Source organism: Ruegeria sp. CL6, from assembly GCF_056536465.1.
This window is the reverse complement of sequence record NZ_JBQFPR010000008.1, coordinates 73146-91021: the sequence shown is the minus strand read 5'-3', so window position 1 is coordinate 91021 and position 17876 is coordinate 73146. Positions and strand designations below refer to the sequence as shown.

General features: G+C 58.0%; 19 protein-coding genes. 15 read left to right on the top strand and 4 right to left on the bottom strand.

What is annotated here, in order from left to right; translation table 11 throughout:
• Positions 1-35: 35 nt before the first annotated feature.
• Genes rsfS through ACR0LH_RS18740 form a run of 3 tightly spaced genes read left to right on the top strand, consistent with a single transcriptional unit; the run spans position 36 to position 1397 of the window.
• A complete protein-coding gene (gene rsfS / locus ACR0LH_RS18750; RefSeq protein ID WP_170388678.1) occupies positions 36-395 on the top strand; it encodes a ribosome silencing factor in 360 nt (119 codons plus the stop codon).
• 44 nt (positions 396-439) lie between these two features.
• Positions 440-910: a 23S rRNA (pseudouridine(1915)-N(3))-methyltransferase RlmH gene (gene rlmH / locus ACR0LH_RS18745; RefSeq protein WP_480722045.1), complete on the top strand. Its 471-nt coding sequence runs from the start codon at positions 440-442 to the stop codon at positions 908-910.
• Between the two features lies 1 nt (position 911).
• Positions 912-1397, top strand: a complete 486-nt coding sequence (locus tag ACR0LH_RS18740) for an NAD(P)H-dependent oxidoreductase (RefSeq protein ID WP_170804908.1) — start codon at positions 912-914, stop codon at positions 1395-1397.
• Positions 1398-1399: 2 nt separating this feature from the next.
• Here ACR0LH_RS18740 and ACR0LH_RS18735 read toward each other — a convergent pair whose 3' ends face one another.
• On the bottom strand, positions 1400-1747 hold the full coding sequence (locus tag ACR0LH_RS18735; RefSeq protein WP_170567511.1) for a hypothetical protein: 348 nt from the start codon (positions 1745-1747) through the stop codon (positions 1400-1402).
• A gap of 35 nt (positions 1748-1782) precedes the next feature.
• Positions 1783-2481, bottom strand: coding sequence for a DUF599 domain-containing protein (locus ACR0LH_RS18730; RefSeq protein WP_170486141.1), 699 nt, complete (start codon positions 2479-2481; stop codon positions 1783-1785).
• Positions 2482-2562: 81 nt separating this feature from the next.
• Here ACR0LH_RS18730 and ACR0LH_RS18725 point away from each other — a divergent pair, with 81 nt between their 5' ends.
• The 6 genes from ACR0LH_RS18725 to ACR0LH_RS18700 all read left to right on the top strand — a co-directional run bounded on the left by ACR0LH_RS18725 (position 2563) and on the right by ACR0LH_RS18700 (position 8801).
• Positions 2563-4002, top strand: coding sequence for an FAD-linked oxidase C-terminal domain-containing protein (locus tag ACR0LH_RS18725; RefSeq protein ID WP_480722044.1), 1440 nt, complete (start codon positions 2563-2565; stop codon positions 4000-4002).
• Positions 4003-4067: 65 nt separating this feature from the next.
• Complete coding sequence (locus tag ACR0LH_RS18720) at positions 4068-5168, top strand: FAD-binding protein (protein WP_480722043.1); 1101 nt, start codon at positions 4068-4070, stop codon at positions 5166-5168.
• 4 nt (positions 5169-5172) lie between these two features.
• Complete coding sequence (gene glcF / locus ACR0LH_RS18715) at positions 5173-6495, top strand: glycolate oxidase subunit GlcF (RefSeq protein ID WP_480722042.1); 1323 nt, start codon at positions 5173-5175, stop codon at positions 6493-6495.
• 115 nt (positions 6496-6610) lie between these two features.
• The gene (locus tag ACR0LH_RS18710) at positions 6611-7402 is read left to right on the top strand and encodes a trypsin-like serine peptidase (protein WP_480681812.1); all 792 of its coding nucleotides are present in this window, start codon (positions 6611-6613) and stop codon (positions 7400-7402) included.
• Positions 7399-8211, top strand: a complete 813-nt coding sequence (locus ACR0LH_RS18705; RefSeq protein WP_480722041.1) for a trypsin-like serine peptidase — start codon at positions 7399-7401, stop codon at positions 8209-8211. The genes ACR0LH_RS18710 and ACR0LH_RS18705 overlap by 4 nt, the downstream gene beginning before the upstream one ends.
• Before the next feature lie 122 nt (positions 8212-8333).
• Entirely contained in the window at positions 8334-8801 is a 468-nt protein-coding gene (locus tag ACR0LH_RS18700) for an Hsp20 family protein (RefSeq protein ID WP_170416289.1), read from the top strand.
• 321 nt (positions 8802-9122) lie between these two features.
• Here ACR0LH_RS18700 and ACR0LH_RS18695 read toward each other — a convergent pair whose 3' ends face one another.
• Together ACR0LH_RS18695 and ACR0LH_RS18690 are read right to left on the bottom strand one after the other, a co-directional pair.
• Positions 9123-9407: a hypothetical protein gene (locus ACR0LH_RS18695; protein ID WP_170486136.1), complete on the bottom strand. Its 285-nt coding sequence runs from the start codon at positions 9405-9407 to the stop codon at positions 9123-9125.
• Positions 9408-9588: 181 nt separating this feature from the next.
• Positions 9589-11064, bottom strand: a complete 1476-nt coding sequence (locus ACR0LH_RS18690) for an NAD-dependent succinate-semialdehyde dehydrogenase (protein WP_480722040.1) — start codon at positions 11062-11064, stop codon at positions 9589-9591.
• 252 nt (positions 11065-11316) lie between these two features.
• Here ACR0LH_RS18690 and ACR0LH_RS18685 point away from each other — a divergent pair, with 252 nt between their 5' ends.
• From ACR0LH_RS18685 to ACR0LH_RS18660, 6 genes are all read left to right on the top strand, one after another.
• Positions 11317-12396: a hypothetical protein gene (locus ACR0LH_RS18685; RefSeq protein ID WP_480722039.1), complete on the top strand. Its 1080-nt coding sequence runs from the start codon at positions 11317-11319 to the stop codon at positions 12394-12396.
• A gap of 247 nt (positions 12397-12643) precedes the next feature.
• Entirely contained in the window at positions 12644-13762 is a 1119-nt protein-coding gene (locus tag ACR0LH_RS18680; protein ID WP_480722038.1) for a hypothetical protein, read from the top strand.
• Positions 13763-13819: 57 nt separating this feature from the next.
• On the top strand, positions 13820-15751 hold the full coding sequence (locus ACR0LH_RS18675) for an AAA family ATPase (protein ID WP_480722037.1): 1932 nt from the start codon (positions 13820-13822) through the stop codon (positions 15749-15751).
• Entirely contained in the window at positions 15748-16266 is a 519-nt protein-coding gene (locus ACR0LH_RS18670) for a hypothetical protein (protein ID WP_480722036.1), read from the top strand. The genes ACR0LH_RS18675 and ACR0LH_RS18670 overlap by 4 nt, the downstream gene beginning before the upstream one ends.
• The gene (locus tag ACR0LH_RS18665) at positions 16266-17603 is read left to right on the top strand and encodes a DUF6638 family protein (RefSeq protein ID WP_480722035.1); all 1338 of its coding nucleotides are present in this window, start codon (positions 16266-16268) and stop codon (positions 17601-17603) included. The genes ACR0LH_RS18670 and ACR0LH_RS18665 overlap by 1 nt, the downstream gene beginning before the upstream one ends.
• Positions 17604-17870 (top strand): hypothetical protein, encoded by a 267-nt coding sequence (locus ACR0LH_RS18660; RefSeq protein WP_170797180.1) that lies wholly within the window; start codon positions 17604-17606, stop codon positions 17868-17870. It begins immediately after the preceding gene.
• The last annotated feature ends 6 nt before the right edge of the window (positions 17871-17876 follow it).

The following is a 17876-nucleotide window of genomic DNA, read 5'->3' as shown; positions in this document are numbered from 1 at the left end:
AGGCGGGTTTGCCCGCCGATGACGGGGCCAGCGTGATGGCCCACTCTCAGTCAATCAGCGACAAGCTGCTTGAGCGTATCCTTTCCTCACTTTCCGATGACAAGGCCGAAGACGTCGTGCAGATCAACCTGCAGGGCAAATCCTCGGTTGCGGATCACATGGTGATTGCCTCGGGTCGGTCGACCCGTCAAGTCTCGGCCATGGCGGAAAAGCTGACGGATCGGATCAAGCAGGAATTCGGTTTCACCTCGAAGGTCGAAGGTAAGGATACCGGCGACTGGGTGTTGATCGATACGGGCGACGTAATCGTCCATATCTTCCGCCCCGAAGTGCGTGAATTCTATCAGCTGGAAAAGATGTGGCTGCCTGCGGGCGGCAGCGCCTCGGCGAACTGAGGCGCTATCCCGGCCTGTATTGAAAGGCCGGAGGCGAGAGAAATATGCGGATCAGCATAGTTGCGGTCGGGCGATTGCGCGCCGGACCCGAAAAGACACTGCTTGACGATTACCTGACCAGATTTGACCGGACCGGCCGGAGCTTGGGCCTTGGCCCCGCGCGGGTGATCGAGGTCGAGGACAAGAAAAACGCGGGCATGGGGGCCGAAGCCGCGCTGTTGCGCAAAGCGCTGCCCAAGGGCGCAGTGATCTGCACGCTGGACGAGCGCGGGCGGATGATGTCCTCGCCTGATTTCGCGAAAAAGCTGGGCGGCTGGAGCGACGCCGGGCGGCAGGATCTGGCGCTGATCATCGGCGGGGCGGACGGAATAGACCCTAACCTAAGGGCTGAGGCCGATTTTTCGATCTCGTTCGGGGAGATGGTCTGGCCTCATATGCTGGTCCGTGTGATGTTGTCGGAACAGCTCTACCGGGCCGCAACCATCCTGTCGGGCGGCCCCTATCACCGGGTCTGACATGGCGCAGCTTTTGATCGTTTACCATTCACGCACCGGTGGGTCCCGGCAAATGGCCGAGGCTGCGGCTGAAGCCGCACGCAACGAGGCAGACGTGGTTCTGAAAGCCGCTGATCAGGCAGGCCCGGATGATTTGCTGAACGCGGATGGCTATATTTTCTGCGCGCCCGAGAATTTGGCGGCAATTTCCGGCGTGATGAAGGATTTCTTTGACCGCAGCTATTACCCGGTTCTGGGCCGGATTGAGGGTCGGCCCTATGCGCTAATGATCTGCGCCGGGTCTGATGGCGAAAACGCCGCCCGCCAAACCGCCCGCATCGCAACCGGCTGGCGGTTGAAAGAGGTGCAGCCGCCTTTGATCATTTGTACCCACGCGCAGACCCCCGAGGCGATACTTGCCGAGAAGACTATCCCCGCCGACCAGCTCGAAACCTGCCGTGAGTTAGGTTTGGCCATGGCTGCCGGGTTGCAGATGGGCGTCTTCTGACCTTAATTCAGGTCAACCACAAAAGTCTTTTCCGCCCAGCCATCCACGTTGGTTCGGGCCTGCACCTGCACTTGTGCCGTTCCTTTGGGAATCGCCACACCGCTGAGGGATCGTGTGAAGGGCTGCTCGTTCTCGTGCGGGTGATGCAGCACGCGCATCCCAAGTTCGCCCCCATCCATATCCAGCACCCGCCAGCCATCGGCATAATCGTCCCAACCTGTTTCGGGATGCGAGACGGTGACGTCGAATCGCCATGTATCGCCGCTTTGTCTGGCAGTGACGTTTTCAATCACGGGATCATCGGCAAGGGCCGGGGTTGCAAGCAGGGCGGTCAGAACAAGATATCTCATGTTGTGAAGCTACCCTATTGTGAGAGGCCACATGATCACGATCCGGTGTTGAGAAGTACTGTCCGTGAATGCGACGCAAACTCTCTGCGGTAGAGCATGGCCAGTGTAATCAGCGTACCCGCGATCAATGCATAGGGTCCCAATATCCACGCCACGGACGCCAAGGCGAAATAGGTGGAGCGCAGACCTCGGTTGAAGCTGCGCGCGGCGGTGACGCAAATCTCGGCGGCTTGGGCAGCACGGGGATAGGCCGCAGGATCGGCTGGTTCATTCGGCACGGCGGCCATCAGCACCGCGCAATAGCCAAACAGCCGATGCGCCCAGACATATTTCAGAAACGCATTTGCCAGAAACAGCAGGATGGTCAGGATCTTGATCTCCCACACCAGCGCAGGGGCTGTCCCCAGCGCAAGATCCTGAGCAAGCCCGGCCAGGCGTTCGGTGTTTCCCAACAGGGCCAGCCCGCCCCCAATCGCAATCATCGTGGTCGAGGCAAAGAAAGTACTGCCTTGCCGCATCGTCCCCACCACCTGTGCGTCGAACATACGGGGTTGGCGGGTCACCATTTCCTTCATCCATTCGCGGCGATAGTCGTCCATGATCATGCTGACAGACGGCTTTTGCGGCGAAGGATTCTCGATCCGCCACCCGATCAAAGGCCACGCGCCGATTAGCAGCGCGATGCCGATGAAATCCAGCGGTGAAAACAACAATGACTGATCAATCCAAGACATAAGCGCGACACTAAGTCGTGACGTCACAACTTGCCAGATCGGAAAATTGGTAATATTATTTTACCAAACGGAGGGTCAGCCATGGAAATGCCAACACCAAACCCTGATATTCTGCGGCGCAAGGACGTGGTCCTGCGGCGTCTGCTGCAAGTTCTCCCCGAAGACGCCGTGATCCACGAACCGGCTGAGACGCGGGCCTATGAATGTGATGCGCTGACGGCCTATCGCTGCCCTCCGATGCTTGCCGTGTTGCCGTCCACGACCGCTGAGGTCTCGGATGTGCTGCGCATCTGCAACGAAGAAGGCGTTCCGGTCGTTCCGCGTGGCTCGGGGACATCTCTGGCCGGTGGCGCGCTACCAACGGCCGATAGTGTCATTCTGGGTATCGCGCGGATGAATGATGTGTTGGAGGTCGACTATGACAACCGTTTCATCCGCGTTCAGACCGGCCGTACCAACCTGAGCGTGACCGGAGCCGTGGAAGAATACGATTTCTTTTACGCCCCCGACCCTTCGTCGCAACTGGCCTGCGCCATCGCCGGGAATATCGGCATGAATTCCGGCGGCGCACATTGTCTGAAATATGGCGTGACCACGAACAACCTGCTGGGCGTCAAGATGGTGATGATGGATGGCAGCGTGGTCGAGATCGGCGGCGCACATCTGGACGCTGGCGGGCTGGACCTGCTGGGCGTGGTCTGCGGCTCGGAAGGGCAGTTGGGTGTCGTGACCGAGGCCACCCTGCGCATCCTGCGCAAGCCCGAAGGTGCGCGGCCCGTGCTGATGGGGTTCGACGACAATGAGGTGGCCGGGCAATGTGTCTCGGACATCATCAAATCGGGCATTTTGCCGGTGGCAATCGAGTTCATGGATACGCTGTGCATCAAGGCGTGTGAGAACTTCGCCCATGCCGGCTATCCCGATTGCCACGCCTTGCTGATTGTCGAGGTCGAGGGGTCCGAGGCTGAAATCGACTATCAACTGTCGAAGATCATCGAGATTGCCAAACGTCACAACCCGGTCGAATTGCGCGAAAGCCAATCGGCTGAAGAAAGCGCCAAGATCTGGCTGGGACGGAAATCGGCTTTCGGGGCGATGGGCCAGATGAACGACTACATGTGTTTGGATGGCACGATCCCCGTCTCCTCTCTGCCCGAAGTGCTGCGCCGGATCGGAGAGTTGAGCGAGGATTATGGATTGCCGGTGGGCAACGTGTTCCACGCAGGTGATGGGAATATGCATCCACTGATCCTGTTTGATGCGAACAAGCCCGGTGACCTTGAGAAATGCGAGGCGTTTGGGGCCGATATCCTCAAACTGTGCGTGGACGTGGGGGGATGCCTGACGGGTGAGCATGGCGTGGGGATCGAAAAACGGGATCTGATGTCGCACCAATACGCGCCGCAGGACCTTGAGGCGCAGATGGCCGTAAAGGATGTGTTCGATCCCAATTGGCTGCTGAACCCGGCCAAAGTGTTCCCGCTAGATGTCTCCGAAGTCCGCAGGATCGCCGCTGAGTAGGGGGCGCTGCCCCCATCGCGGCAAGCCGCGATTCCCCCGAAGTATTTTTGAACAGAAGAAGTGTCATGAGACCTGAAACAGAGACCGAACTGGCCGAAATCGTGGCCGGATTGCAAGGGCCCGTGCGAATTACCGGTGGTGGAACTCGAGGGATCGGTGGGCCGGATGATCTTATTGAAACCAGCGGTTTGAGCGGGATTACTCTATATGAGCCCGGCGCGTTGACGATCGTGGCGCAGGCCGGAACCCCGGTGGCCGAGATCGAGGCCGCGCTGGACGCCGAAGGTCAGCAATTGGCGTTTGAACCGATGGATCATCGCGGTTTGCTGGGGACCAATGGCACTCCGACGATTGGCGGTGTCGTGGCTGCCAATATCTCGGGGCCGCGCCGAATTCAGGCGGGGGCGTGTCGCGATTTCCTGCTGGGCGTCCGTTATGTCGATGGTCGTGGCCAGATCGTGAAGAATGGCGGGCGTGTGATGAAAAACGTGACCGGGTACGACCTGGTCAAGTTGATGAGCGGCGCTTGGGGAACGCTGGGTGTGCTGACCGAAGTTTCGCTGAAAGTGCTGCCCAAGCCTGAGGCGACGGCAACGCTGCAAATCCCGGTTGCGGATGCAGGATCGGCAATTCGGGTTCTCTCGGCTGCTTTGAAATCCCCGTATGAGGTGAGCGGTGCGGCCTATGACCCGCAGACAGGTCGTGCGCTGCTGAGGATTGAAGGTTTCGCGGATTCGGTGGCCTACAGGGTCGAACAGTTGAAATCCACGCTGGCCAGCTTTGGCGCGCCTTCCGAAGTTGAGGGATCGGCTGACTTGTGGCGTGGCATTCGGGATGCTGAGGCGTTTCATGACAAGGAGGGCGATGTGTGGCGTATCTCGGTCAAACCGACGGACGCGCCAGAGGTGTCCGCGCGTCTGGATGCAAGCCAGACTCTGTTCGATTGGGGTGGCGGGTTGATCTGGGCGCTTGTCCCCGCAGGCACCGATCTGCGCGCACGGCTTGGCGCGTTCGACGGTCACGCGAAGCTTGTCCGGGCGGAGCCGGAAACTGCGGCGAATTTGGGCCGGTTCCAACCCGAAACTGCTGGGGTTAAGGCTCTAACACAAGGGTTGCGGCAAAGATTTGATCCGCGTGGTTTGTTCAACCCGGGACTGATGGGATAGAAATATGCAGACGACGTTTTCCGAAGAACAACTGCAGGACCCGGGCATCAAGCGCTCAAACGAAATCCTGCGCAATTGCGTGCACTGCGGGTTCTGCACGGCGACCTGTCCCACCTATCAGGTGTTGGGGGACGAGCTGGACAGCCCGCGCGGACGCATCTACCTGATCAAGGACATGCTGGAGAATGAGCGTGTTCCCGATGAGAAGACCGTCAAACATATCGACCGCTGCCTGTCTTGTCTGGCGTGCATGACAACCTGTCCTTCGGGCGTGCACTACATGCATCTGGTCGATCACGCTCGCGAATATATCGAACAGAATTACAAGCGGCCCTTTTCGGATCGCGCTTTGCGCTGGGTTTTGGCGCAAATCCTGCCCTATCCGATGCGGTTCCGTTGGGCGCTGATCGGCGCGAAACTCGGTCGGCCGTTCAAATTCCTGATGCCCGACGCACGGCTGCGCGCAATGCTGGATATGGCGCCGAAGCACATCCCACCGGTTAGCCGCAACGATGATCCCCAAAGCTTTGCGTCAAAAGGCGAGCGCAAGAAGCGCGTCGCGTTGATGACAGGGTGCGCACAGAGGGCTCTCAATACGGATATCAACGATGCCACCATCCGCCTGCTGACCCGCATGGGCTGCGAAGTTGTCGTGGCCGAGGGTGCCGGGTGCTGCGGTGCCCTGACCCATCACATGGGCAAATCAGACGACAGTCACAAGGCCGCCGCCGCGAATATCCGCGCCTGGACAGCCGAGATGGACAAGGACGGGCTGGATGCGATTGTTATCAACACCTCTGGCTGCGGCACGACCGTCAAGGACTATGGCCACATGTTCCGAAATGATGCGCTGGCCGAAGATGCGGCGCGGGTATCCTCTATCGCAATGGATATCAGCGAGCTGTTGGTGCAGCTTGACCTGCCTGAAGGCGCAGATAAGGACATGACCGTCGCCTACCATGCAGCATGTTCTCTGCAGCATGGACAAAAGATCAAGACGCACCCCAAAGACTTGCTGAAACGTGCGGGCTTCACCGTGATTGAACCTGCGGACAGCCATCTGTGCTGTGGCAGCGCGGGCACCTATAACTTGATGCAGCCCGAGATTTCTGGAAAACTCAAACAGCGCAAGGTCAGGACTCTTGAGGCGAAGAACCCTGATGTTATCGCCGCTGGCAACATTGGTTGCATGATGCAGATCGGTTCGGGCACCGACGTTCCGATCATGCACACGGTGGAATTGCTGGATTGGGCAACCGGAGGTCCCATGCCCAGAGCGATGCTGCAGGATCGCAGACCAGATCGCGAGGTTCCGATCCTCAGATAAGGTTTGATGCAGCGACGCATCAGTTCGGCATCGAAACGACCGGCCAAGTCAGCGCCCTATTTTCGCCCCACCCGGTGCGTAGGAAGATGCGTCGATAGCAACGCCGGAGAACCGCTTGCGAAACTGGATCAAGGCTCTAGTACTGGCATGTTTGCCGATGACGGCCAACGCACAGGACTCCAGGCTGAAAAGCCTGGATACCACGGATGCGGGGCGCGCTTGGATGGCCGTGGGTCGTCTGGATATCGGCGGTGCGGGCTTTTGCACGGGTACTCTGATCTCTCCGACGTTGGTTTTGACGGCGGCCCATTGCCTGTTCGACAAGGTCACGGGCCAACGCGTGGAACTGGCTCAGGTCGAGTTTTTGGCGGCGTGGCGACTGGGGCGTGCGTCCGCTTACCGCGCCGCACGCAGAGCCGTGATTCATCCTGACTACCAATACGGCGAAGAAGCATCCGCCGCGCGCATCGGCAGTGATATTGCGTTGATCGAACTGTGGCAGCCGATCCGAAACACGACCGTCATTCCTTTTGAAACAGGCAACCGCCCCGCAAAAGGCGAGGAGGTGGGCGTGGTATCTTATGCTCAGGATCGGGCCGAGGCTCCGTCCTTGCAAGAGGTCTGTTCGGTCATGACCCGCAGGTCCGACGTACTGGTCATGTCGTGCGACGTGGAATTCGGATCGTCCGGCGCGCCCGTGTTTTCGTTTAGTGGTGACAGGCCGCGTATAGTTTCCGTTGTTGCAGCAAAAGCTGAGTTCAATGGGCAGCGCGTCGCCGTAGGCACCGCAGTTGAAAAGTCCCTTTCGTTATTGCAGGCCGAACTGTCGGCGGGTCGCGGTTTTACCGCTTCGACGGAACAGAATGGATCAGGAAACAACGTGGGTGCTCGGTTCATCAAGCCATGATCCGTTTCCTTTTTCCCGTCATTTGTTTGTTTGCGTTGTCCGCTGCGGCGGCTGCGCAAAGTGGTAAGCGCACCTTGACGGATCGTGATGATCTTTACGGATGGGAGGCCGTTGGCCGACTGGACATCGGGGAGGACGGATTCTGCACAGGAACGCTGATTTCTCAGGACCTTGTACTGACAGCCGCGCATTGTGCCCTGAACCGGGCGAATGGTGCGCCATACGAACCCGGAAAGGTGACCTTCCGTGCGGGGTTGAGCGACGGACAAGCATTGGCCGAGCGAAAGGTTGTTCAGATTGCCGTTCACCCCAACTATGCCAAACATCCCCATCTTTCGGCCGAGGCCATACGCGCGGACGTTGCGCTTATGCGTCTGGATCGGCCGATTCCCTACTCGGTCGCAGATCCGTTCGCGTTGCATAGCGGTCGGGTCGCAGGCAGCGAGGTTAGTATCGCCTCGTATGGGCGCGGTCGGCCCGAGGCAATAACGCGAGAGCGATCCTGCCGTATCCTCGATCGTCGGCAAGGGCTGATCACTTTCAACTGCGACGTCACATTCGGTTCGTCCGGGTCGGCTTTGCTGGCCCGAAACGGTCCGCGCTGGCAGATTTTGTCGGTCGTGTCCGCTGTTGGGACGGATGGTCGGCAAAAAGTTGGATTTGGCATGGAACTGTCTGGAATCGTGTCGGAATTGAAGTCTGCATTGCGGCGCGATGCCCCGCAACCCAAGGCGGCGATACGACGGTTGCCGGTTGGGTCTGGCAAGTCCAGCTCGGGTGCGAAATTCATCAGCCCCGGCGGGGGTTGAACTCGGTCAAATCTCTACCCATGTGAACTGTATCGGGTCGCCAAAAACGGGGCCTGATAAATCATCGCCCGTCCGGTTGGAGGGCACAATTCGATCATCGCTCTGACATGAGGATACGACACATGCGTACATTTGACTTTGCACCGCTGCACCGCGCCACCATTGGTTTCGACCAGATCGCCGACATGATGGATCGCGTTCTGACGAACGACGTGGCTCAGCCCAGCTACCCGCCTTATAATATCGAAAAAACCGATGCCGACACCTATCGCATCTCGGTCGCTGTTGCCGGTTTTTCCGAAAATGACCTGTCGGTCGAAGTAAAAGAGAACTCGCTGGTCGTCGCCGGCAAGAAAGCTGCCGAGGACAAGGACCGTTCCTTCCTGCACCGCGGCATCGCCACCCGCGCGTTCGAGCGTCGTTTTGCCCTGGCTGACCACGTCCGCGTGACCGGCGCGAGCCACGAAAACGGTATGCTGAACATCGACCTCAAGCGCGAAGTTCCTGAAGCACTCAAGCCCCGCCGGATCGAGATTTCGTCTGGTAAAGCGATCGAAAAAGATGTGGTCGACGCCAAGGCCGTGAACTGAGGCCGTCTGATCACATAGCGATAGTCCCGCCTCTCTGGATTGTCGCAGACTGCACGCCCCGCGTTCCTCCAGACGCGGGGCGTTGTTTCTTTGGATAGCACTGAAGGTCTGTTTCACGGGCAAGTCGGATTGAGGTTATGACAGTCCATCGCCCATTTCAGCGAAAGTCCCGTTGAAAAATCCAAAGCCAAGTTTGTGCGTGAATTCCATAGGATTTCGGCACGGCTACAGCACGCCGCGTCATTCTTGGATGCCCAAGTTGACGACTTCCTATCGCGTTTCAGCTACAACTTTGTCAGCGCCAAATTTTCTTGCGGGTGATTATCCGTTGGCGAAGGTCGGACCACGGTGAACGCTACTCATCTTCATTGGAAGTTCACCCGCCGCTTCTTCCCTGATGGCATCAATCTTCGCCTGCGCGGAATCTGCTGCCGCTTCATCCGCGTATTTTGTGACAACAAGAAAGCTCAAATCCCCGGTTCTCACCATGTCGACGCTTTGGGCCCCTAACGCCATGACCATCGGAACGTATTTGTCTCGCGCGAGCGCTTCCATCTCGGCGGTCCAGTCAGTCGCAGACCAATGCGATACAGAAAAATAGGCCATTTCAACTCCCCCCTACTACTTTTCCTAAGAATGCCTAGGGGTATCACAATGACACAAATTTGGGCTTTACCATAGGGCAATTCGAGTTGGAGCTCTCTGAACTGGAAAGGCCCAAGTTTCTAGCCACAACCTCGACCAGACCAGTCAACGAGGCCACCGCCGGAACGGTGGCCCATTCAGGTCAGACCGACAGGCAGACGTATTTCATCTCAAGATAATCTTCCATCCCGTGATGGCTGCCTTCGCGCCCAAGACCGGATTGCTTGACGCCACCAAACGGACCCAGCTCGGTCGAGATGATGCCGGTGTTCACGCCGACGATGCCATATTCCAGCGCCTCGGCCACTTTGTAAACGCGGCTCAGGTCCTTGGCATAGAAATACGAGGCCAGACCAAAGATCGTGTCATTGGCCATAGCGATCACATCATCCTCGTCCTCAAACTTGAACAGCGGGGCCAGCGGGCCGAAGGTTTCATCCTGAGCAACCAGCATGTCCTGTGTCACGCCGGTCACGATGGTCGGCTGGAAGAAGGTTCCGCCCAGATCATGCGGAAGGCCACCGGTCAGGATCGCACCGCCCTTGTCGGTGACGTCCTGAATATGTTCCCGCACCTTGGCGACCGCGTCATCGTTGATGAGCGGCCCGGTCGTGGTGCCCTCGGCCAGACCATCGCCCACGTTCAGCGCCTCGACTGCAGCTTTCAGCTTGGCGGCGAACTCGTCATAGACACCCGCCTGCACATAGATGCGGTTAGCGCAGACACAGGTCTGGCCGTTGTTGCGGAATTTGCACAGCATTGCGCCTTCGACCGCTGCATCCAGATCGGCATCGTCGAACACGATGAACGGTGCGTTGCCGCCCAACTCCATCGAGCATTTCATCACCTGATCCGCAGCCTGCCGCAAAAGAATCCGCCCCACTTCAGTCGAGCCGGTAAAGGTCAGTTTGCGCACGCCGGGGTTTTCGCAGAACTCCTTACCAATCTCGCTGGCCCGCGATGAGGGGACGACGCTGAACACACCTGCCGGAATGCCCGCCTGTTCCGCCAAAGCCGCCAGAACCAGCGCCGACAAAGGCGTTTCCGCCGCTGGACGCGCAACAAAGGAACAACCTGCAGCCAAGGCAGGCCCAGCCTTACGGGTGATCATTGCGTTGGGGAAGTTCCAAGGCGTGATCGAGGCCGCCACGCCGATGGGCTGTTTCAGCACCATGATCCGCTTGTCGCGCTGATGGCCCGGAATCGTCTCGCCGTAGACCCGTTTGGCTTCTTCACCGAAAAACTCGATGAAGGATGCGCCATACCCGATCTCTCCAACGGCTTCGGCCAGCGGCTTGCCTTGCTCGGCGGTTAGAATCCGGCCCAGGTCTTCCGCGTTTTCCATCATCAGCTCATACCAACGCCGCAGGATCACCGCGCGTTCTTTGCCTGTCAGCTTGGCCCATTCCTTTTGCGCTGTTTCCGCTTGCGCGATCGCGCCTGCAACTTGTGCGCGGCTGACATCTGCGACTTCGGCAACAACATCGCCACGTGCTGGATTCAATACGGCAAAGGTTCCATTGTCGCCCTCTACCCATTGGCCACCGATGTAAGCCTTTGTGACCAGCAGGTCGGGGTTCTTGAGGATGGATTTCAGGTCAGTTGTTGCATCCAGCATGGGTCAGCCTCCGGGACGGATATGATTTATGCGCACCCAATCAGGTGACGTCGAATATGTCTATGTCCACAGTGGTGCTCGGATCAATCCAGATTTGATCAAAAAAACCGCAAATGGGCCGTATTGGATCGCTCCTATCTTTTTGGGGCCGAGTTTGCCAAAGTTCCGGGGAATTTTGGGCGCAAGGGGATGTAAATAGTTATAACATTCCCTATCTTATTGGGTAATTGAACAAAAAAGGGAATTGTGCAGATGTCGAACCATCAATTTGACGCCTTGATCGAAGAGACGCAGGCGAAAGTGCGCGAGAGTCAGTCGCAGATTGAGGGGCTGACTTCGCGGATCGACGCGGCACGGGCCAAGATCGGCACCGCAGAGGCCGATATCGACATCGAAAACGCCACTTTGGAGGATGTGCACGCTCATACCGAGGTGATGAACGCCAATATCGCCGAGCTAATCATGGGTCTGGACGATGTCACCAACGCGTTTTCCAAGGATTTCGACGAAATGCGCTCGAAAACCGGGTGGGAGAGCTTTGTCGGCATCTTCGCCAAAGGTAAATCCGAATCCATGCGGCAGGAACGGATGCGCACCGCCAATATCGACGACAAGCTGCAGGATTTGATCGCCAAATCGGACGTGATCGTCAAACTGCTGGAAGGCCAGTTGTCGGTGCTGGAAGAACAGCGCTTAAAGGTCGAGGACAATCTGACCGGCACGCTGGATGATCGAGAGGCGACCGTGGCGGAACTGGAAGCCTTGCGCGCTGAAATTCAGGGCATGGATCCGACGATCATCACGCTAGAGAACAAGATCAGCGTTGAACAGGACGCCGCCGTGCGCACGCAGTTGGAAACCGAACTGGCCGAGCTGAACAAGCAATACAACGCCAAGGTTCAGGAAGAACAGGTCAAGCTGGCCAAGTCCCAAACGCTGGAGCGCTATATTGAAAAGGGTAAGACCTGGGTTGATTCACTGCAAAACCAGGCGGCGACGCAGATGGTGCTCATCAACAAGCTGCAGACAGACACGCAACAGCGCGTGGTGCTGTATGACGCCCTGACCAAATCGCTGAAAACCGCGCAGCAGCAGGACGTGGCCCACCGCATCAACGAGATTGGCGTGCAGACCGACCAAGAGGCGCAAACCGCCATGGCCGCCATCGGCACCGCGACCAACCAGAAGATGGCCGACATGCTTGAGGCGCATGAGGACCACATGTTCTTTGCTCGCGACGTGTTGGAGAAGAAGGCCAAGGCGGATGAACGGTTCGCCCGCAGGTTCGCCTCGATTGTCGAGAAGCATGATAAGAATTTGTATGGTGGTTAAGTGCAAAGGGAAGGCGGAAACAAACTCTTTTGGATCGGCTTTACACTGGTGGTCTGGCCGTTTGCGACAATGTTCCTTCTGTGGCTTATTGCCAGCACCGAAATTGGAAAGGACATATCGCTTTTATGGGGTTACCTCACTTGGTTGTTAGGAACTGCAAGCGTTCCAATTGGACTGTTGTTGATTGTCTGGTTTCTATCCAAAAAGTTGATTGCCGCAGCTATGGTTTGGCGCTCAGGTATCGCAGATGACTAACCCCACCCAAGACCATGTTGGCCTGATCGACACCTTCGCTTCGCGCCGTTATTTCCGTAAATTCGAGGTGATCACCGTCCACCTGTTGCGCGTGGCCGCGACGATGGAGGCTGAGGGCGCGATCAGCAAGCAAGAGGTGCGGATCGTGTCGCGTTACCTTTCAGGGCTGCTCTACACCTTCCGGGCGCTTTCCATGAAATACCTGCTCGTCGGGCGCGATACGGGGCGGTTCTTTGGCAGCCTTGCCATGGACAAGCGCGACAGCGGGTTTCCGGTGGCGGCCGAGTTGCTGACCATGGCCAATGACGCGCAACAGGCGCAGGTGCATCTGGCGAATATGCCCTCGGAAGACGACCTGAAAACCGACATGGTGCAGACGATCATTGGCGACAGGGACATCCCAACCAAACTGCAATTCGCACTGTCGCAAAGGCTCTACTACGAGGAATTGCTGAAGGGTCAGCTTTTCTGGGCCCGCAATGACCCCGAATGCCACTGGGTCGGGAACGAGGGTGATCGGCGCAAATTCCTGCTCCACTGGGCGGTTTATGACAGCCAGATCAACCTGCCGGTGATCTACCTGATGCAGTTGGAAGACAGCGGTCGCACGGCCTTGCCCAAGGATCAACGCCGCTGGCCCGAGGTGCAGGCGCATTTGATGGCGCAGTCCTTGGGCGGGTTGAAACTGGTGACCATCGCCAAGGGGTTTGATCAGGATTTTGACGATCTGCACCCCAAACACCTGCGCCGCATTCATGTGGGGCCGATGTATTCCTCGGCCTATACCGAGCAATCCGGCCCCCTTCGGCAAGTGCTGGAAGACGCGCAAGCACCCGAGGGTCAGGATTGGGCGCTGGCCTGGACCACGGAAGAGTTGGAAAGCGACGAGGTCATCGAAGAACGGGCCGGGTGGTTCTCGACCGTCGAGCGCGAGGTGTTTGCGCTGGACCCGTTTGGCGGGCAGGGGGCCGAGACCGGGGCTACGCGCACGCAGCGCTCGATCATCCTGCCTCAGCGCCCGTTTCAGGTGCTGGCCGAGCGCAACCCGCCGGGGTTTGCCGACGTGCGCAAATTCGTGGTCAGCAAGGCGGGGCAGGTGTTGCGCTATTAGATTTTATGCCTCCGGCGGAAGTATTTTTGAACAGAAGAAGCAAGGGCGGTTTTTGAGATGAGTTTGACGTCAGATCAGATGGAATTGCGCGAGGCGGATATTCGCAAGCACTATCCGGCTGCGACCGCTTTGCTGAACGGGTTTGAACATGCGCCGCGTATTGCGAAGGCGGTCGAGGTGGCCACCGAGCGGTCTCCGGGTGTGTCCTCGGGGCGGCGTTTCCGGTCGACGACTCCGGGGTTGGTGACGCGCCGCACCGTGCGTTCAGACGGTGTGCATCTGGTGGAACGGATCGAGGCATCGGATGAGGGCGATATGCTGGTCTCGCCACCGCAAGCGACCACGCAACAGGCGATACGACGCGCCATCGCCATCGCTTTGGCCGTGGCCGAGGCGTATGCCGAGCAAACCTCTCTGGCCGATCTGAAGCGCGCCAACCTCGCGGGCGACTTGCCGGCTGCACGTAAGACTGAATTCTCGGAACTGCTGACGGCTGAGGCGTTGATCACATCCCACACGTTCGGCAATGCCTTGGCCTATCTGATGTCCTCGCATCTGGGCGAGACCACAGTCGATATTGGCGAGATCGAAGAAGTTCTGACCGACAATGGCCAGCTTGCCCTGCATGGCGCGCTGTGGGAACTGGACCAGACCCTTGCCAAACACGCGCCAGATGACGCCCACCTGATTGCGGCCACCAGTGCCTATGCCGAGCAGTTGATGGAAAAAGCTGCCCTGCGCGCGCAGTCTGTGGGTCATCTGGCCCGGTTCCAGAACGCAGCCTGGCATATCGAGGCCGATGACCTGACCATCCGGGGATTTGAACCGGCCTCCAAAGCCAAGTCCACCACGCTCACCATGACGTTCAAAAAGCCGAATGAGGTGGTGGGTAACCATATCGCCAAGTATCAGGCCATGAAGCTGGCCAAGATGCTGATGGCCTATGACTTCGACCGTCGCTTGAACCCGTTTGCGGAACTTGGTGGGTTCATCTTTACCTTCATGGGCGACGGTAAACCGGGCACCGGCAAGACGACTCTGATCCAGATGATGGCCGGGCTGATTAACGATTACTGCCAGAACGCGGGCTACCCGTTCCGCTATCAGAACCTGAGCACAGACAATATCGACAGCTACCAGGGCAAGTCCGGCCAGAATGCCAAGGCGTTTATCAACACGATCATCGACCCCTCGGTCATCGGCTTTGGCACCATCGACGATATCGACCAACTGGCGGGCAAACGGGGTGACCGGCAGTCCAGCGCGGGCCAACTGGAAATCACCGCCGTGCTGATGGAGAGCTTTGCGGGTGCCAACACCGTCGTGCGCGGCAACTGCACCTTTGGCATGTTCTCGAACTACCCCGAGAATGTGGACGACGCTCTGCGTCAGAGGGCGGGGGCGCGGTTCTTGGTGGACGGGCCGCAAACGCGCGAGGACTACATCGACATCCTGCACCTGCTGATGGGCCGCAACCACGATATCCCGCTGGGCGAACACGACGCCTATGCCGCGCAGGAAATCAAACAGGCCGTCGCCGCCAGTTTTGAAAGCCATTCCCGCCCGCATGAGGACGCCTTGCTGCAGGTCTATGACCGGGTTTCCGGCGAGATCGGCCAGATGGACACCATCGCCAAGCTGGGCACCTACCTCAAGGCGATCCAACAGGCGGATGAACGCTTCACCGGCCGCGCGATCAAGAACATCACCGACGCGGTCAAGGTCCGCGCGATGGATTTTGAACTGCCCGACGAATGGATGGAGAACCCCGACCTGTTCCTGTTCCGAGACTACGACACCAAGAAGGCAATGATCGAAGACCTGCGCCAGCCGATCACGGTGGACATGGTGATGCAGGAGATCAACCGCTACGCCGACAGCGAGTTCCGCTATGCCGACAAGAGCGATGAGGTCGCGATTGAGAACACTGTGCGTGAGATGGGCAGGATGGAAGAGGCCAAGCGGCGGTTCTTGGAGGGAAAGGGGTGAACGTGTTTTCAGATGTTAATCAATGGATTGGCGAACATCAGGCGCTTGCCATTACATTTGGTCTACCCGCATTTACAGTTTTTGTCGGCTTCTTGGGTAGTTTTTTGTCACACAAGTCCAAGTCTGATGAAATCAGATTGTCAGCGAGAATTCGGCTTTCTGAGTACCGGAAGGACAATCTTGACAGGCTTCAATCTGAGATAGCCGAACTACAAAGTTTTTTCGCAATTATGTTGAGAGAGCGCACCTTTGAAGATCAGAAATTGACCTACGACGACTTGGTCAGAATGGTACAAGTTGCTGAAAATATTTTGTCCTGTATGAGATCTTCCAACAAGTTTCGTGACGAGTTTTTTGATAGGTTCTTTGAGCTTTTTGCACACTTAAACTCGAAAAATGAAGAGGATGATGCAACTCCCGAAGGTCAACAGTGGATGGAGTTCAGAGAAACTTGTCATAAAATACTAAACGCTGAATGGATGCAGTTAGAAAATGAGTTGAAGAGACTTCAGTAATGATCCGCCTCATCGAAAAAGGCCTGATGTTTGGCAACCTCGTCCACATCTCCAGCCCGGCTCTGGTCGAGCGGTATAACCGCGCGCTGCAGCATCTGGCGGGCAAGACCACGGCGTTGACGGATTTCCATGTCGATATCTCGGGTTATTCGCCAGAGGTCGGGCAGGAGCTGGACGACCCGCTCTACCTCAACCCCAACGGGGTCAACCGGCAGTTTATCCTGCTGACGACCGAGCAGAAACGCAGCCCCCTGCTGAACGTCAAATTCTCGACCTCGCGCGATATCCTGCGCGAATTCATCGAGATGAATGAGGCGCAGCTGTTTGCCCTGACCGCCACCGATGCGGTGGCCGGAGAGTTGGTGAACTCTGTCATCAAACTCAGCACGCCGCGCGATCTGCTGAACCTGCGCAAGATCGAGATCGAGGCTGATACGGTCGGCGGCACCCTGCGCAAGGCCGAGCAACTGGCGGGCATGGTCGAGCAGTTCAAAACCGAAGAAGACGCCTGGTTTGACGATGTTCTGATCGCCAAGATGATCGAAACGGCCAGGGATACAGGCGATGTCACTCGCAACCCGGTGCGTCTGCGTCATACGGCCTTTGATCAGCCGAATTTCTGGACCGCGCATTTTGGTGGTCTCTACCTGTTTCCCGATCTGGACCATCCTGCGGCGATCAGCATGGACAACCCCTCGGTCGATTTGCCTATGGACTATGTGTTCCATGCGGATCAGCGCAACCAGATCGCGAAATTCCTGAACTACAACGATCTGGTCGAGACCATCATCGAGGCGCGCGGTGTGGATTCCGCCGCGATCCTGCAACAAAAGATGGATTTCCTCACCATCGCCGCGGCCGCGGATGCCGGTGTTGACCTGACCGGGCTGGATCGACGTGACATGCGGCGATTGGCCCGAAACCACGCCGACCGTTTGCCCGAGGCCTATCACGGCCTCGCGCAATTGCTGCGCTGGGCGACCGAAGGCGGGCCGTGGCCGCGTATCACCTCGGATCATCCAGCCTATTTCTATACCCTGCGCGCGGCGAACACGCCCAATCGGGACCTTGTGAATATGCTGCTGGCGGAACTGGCCCCGCTGGACCCGCGCCAAATGTTCATCTGCCACAAAGAGCTGTTCTACCGGACCTATTCGACATGGCCGGAAAGCAAGAAAGCCTTTGTTGCCGACTTCCTCGCGCGCGAGTATCAGGTGGACAAAGCTGGTGCGCGGGCCGCCTTGTTCGGGCATGAACCGGACATGAGCGGCGAGGACCGGGTCAGCGATCAGATCATCGCGCGTGTCGGTCCCTGGGGCGCTGTTGGGAGAAGTTAAATGTTTGTCGCACTCCGGTTTTTGATCCCGCTGCTGATCGTTCTGACGGTCCTCTACGTCGGCGTGTCGATCTATTCCCGCCGGGTGCGTCGCGGTAAACTGATCGCGCATTGGGACAAGAAAGGCCTGACCGGCGATCGGGATGCCTTTGTTCAGCGCGGGCTGCAGAAATACGACGCTTCGTTCCGCCGCAAACTGATCCTTGGGATCTACATCGTGCCGCTGGGCGTGATCGCGATCCTGATTTACGTTACGAATTTCATGTGAGGGTTT